Source organism: Pseudomonas sp. BJa5, assembly GCF_030272875.2.
Classification (GTDB): Bacteria; Pseudomonadota; Gammaproteobacteria; order Pseudomonadales; family Pseudomonadaceae; genus Aquipseudomonas.
In genome coordinates, this window is the sequence record NZ_JALRNG020000080.1 from 1 (window position 1) to 2,256 (window position 2,256).

A 2,256-nucleotide genomic window follows, 5' to 3' on the forward strand; every position below is an offset into this window, starting at 1 on the left:
GGAACGCGGTTGGTGATCAGGTCGACGAGGACGGCTTCTTCGCCAGCAGGGGGATTCTTCAGCAGCTCGACCAGGCCAGCGGTCTGTTCGGCGTTCAGGGCCAAAGGTGGCAAGCCTTCATCGGCGCGGGCTTGGACGTGGCGGAAATAGGCTTCGAGCACGGTGATCTCCTGTATAGCGCGTTGGGCAAGACGTTCTTGGGCGCCTTCGTACCCGGGAATAAAAAAGCGGGAGCAGATTCAAGGCCGTTGAGAGTGACCGCTGGTACGGCTGCCGAGAAACTGCCTGCTCCCACTGAAAACGGTTCGGGGTGCACGGACAGTCTTGTCCCTGGAACGTCCCTTTGATGAAAACTGTCGACACATACGTGTTGTAGTTGCGGAATCTAAGGTAAAAATGAAATCAGCACAAGGTGATTGTCGACACATTGCGTTTTAGATGGGTGAAGGCTGCTGAAAAAGGCACGCGCGCAGGCACCCGCAACCAGGCTAACCAGCGGTTCTGACGTGGCTGCGTCGCGGGTTTGGCGCAGAACGGGCGTGGCGGGCGTCTACCAGACGTACTGCAAGCGCAGGGTCCAGGTGTTGACATCCGGCGAGCCGGTGCGCTCCGACACCGTGTCGCTGTACGCCACCAGGCCGCCGAACTGCGGCGACAGCATGAAGCCGAGGCTGGCGCCCACCAGGGTATTTTCCTGTTCGTTGTCCTGGCTCACGCCGTCGATCTTGGTTTCGCCGCCGGTGTTGTAGGTGGCGTCCAGGGACGCCCAGAGTGCACGGTTGAGGGTGTAGCTGTAGTGCGCTTCCATGGCGTAGAGCGGCTTTTGTTCCAGCTTGCTGTTGCCCTGGTAATCGTCGTTGTCACCGTAGAACGACACATAGCCGTTGAGCTCCAGCCAGGTCGGGCCGAAGGGGGTGCCGAAGGCGATCTCGGGTTTGACCACCCAGCGGTTGGAGCCGATGTTGATGATGCGGTTCTTGTCATAGTCGCCGGTGGGCGTGACCAGCCAGATCGCGCCGCTGAGAAAGGTGCCGGGCTGCCAGCTGGAAAACTCCTCGGCGCTCAGTGCCGGGCCGCCAAAGAAGTTGTGGGCGAAGACGATCTGGGTATCGCCCATTCCGCCATTGTGCTTGGTGCCGGAAAAGAACCGGGCATCGTCGAACGAGGCTTCGACGTCGGCGTAGGGCTGGAGTACCTGGATGGCCGAGTTGCGGCCGTCGATGCCGAAGGAGCGGGCATAGCGGAAGATGTACAGGTCGGCGTTGAGTGACAGCCCGTCCAGCGGCAGGGCGGTATCGATGGGGGTGTTGGTGTCGATCAGGTTGTAGTAGCCGAACACCATGTTCAGGTCGATGGGGGTGTTCTGCCAGTCCCTGGCGTTGTCGGCCAGGCAAGGGGTCATGGAACCAAGCGCCGACAACGACAGCAGCAATCTGGTTGTACGGCGGGTGGTCATGGCGATCCCTCGTTCGGTCGGTTGAACAAAAAACAGCCTAGACGTTTTTCTCCGGGGTGGTGGCTGTGCCTTGGGTTGGGGGTGGGTGTCGAGGTTGTGAGCTTATCCATTTGATGTGGCGATGCTGCCGGCCCCTTCCGCCTTTACGGCGGCCTACTTTTCTCTTGGGAAAAGTAGGCAAAACCGCTTGCTCCTGCATCCGGCCCTGCGCTGCGCTCCGGGTCCCCTCGCTCCGGCGCCCTGCGGGGCCACGCGGCCTACGACTTGCTACGCAAGTCTACGGCTCGCGTTCTTCGGCTACGCCGAAGGTGCTGCGCACGGCCCCTCCAGACACCTCCACTCGGCCTCCTGAAGTCGCATTCTGCAGCGCCTGAACTGACGTGCATGAAGAGCAAGAGCAAGAGCAAGAGCAAGAGCAAGAGCAAGAGCAAGAGCAAGAGCAAGAGCAAGAGCAAGAGCAAGAGCGGGCCGTTACGCACTTTGGCTTTGTGTATGGGCCGGACACAGGGTGGACAGGTGTGCGGGGACATGGTTGACACTTTTCGGCAGGTAAAGCTGCCGGGAATTCGACATGCCCTGGAACGCGAGAGACGCCACGTCCTGCGGCGCCTGAAACAACGCGCATGAAAATCAAGAGCAAGAGTGGGAGCGGGCTTGCCCCGCGATGGCGTCAGCCTGGCTGCGCCAGACTCTGCTTTCGAAGATGCGCCCGAGCAGGCGCCGCCCGTAACTTCGCGACTTCAGGAGGCCGAGCGTAGGTGTCTGGAGGGGGCGGGTGCGTAGCACCCTTCGGCGTAGCC

2 protein-coding genes are annotated in these 2,256 nt (G+C 61.1%); both read right to left on the bottom strand.

Annotated elements, in window-relative coordinates; translation table 11 throughout:
- The coding region (locus M2D63_RS25485) for a hypothetical protein (protein WP_405310929.1) at nucleotides 1–161 on the bottom strand (161 nt) is incomplete at its 3' end.
- 389 nt (nucleotides 162–550) lie between these two features.
- Nucleotides 551–1,456 (bottom strand): transporter, encoded by a 906-nt coding sequence (locus M2D63_RS25490; protein WP_285865863.1) that lies wholly within the window; start codon nucleotides 1,454–1,456, stop codon nucleotides 551–553.
- Nucleotides 1,457–2,256: the final 800 nt, after the last annotated feature.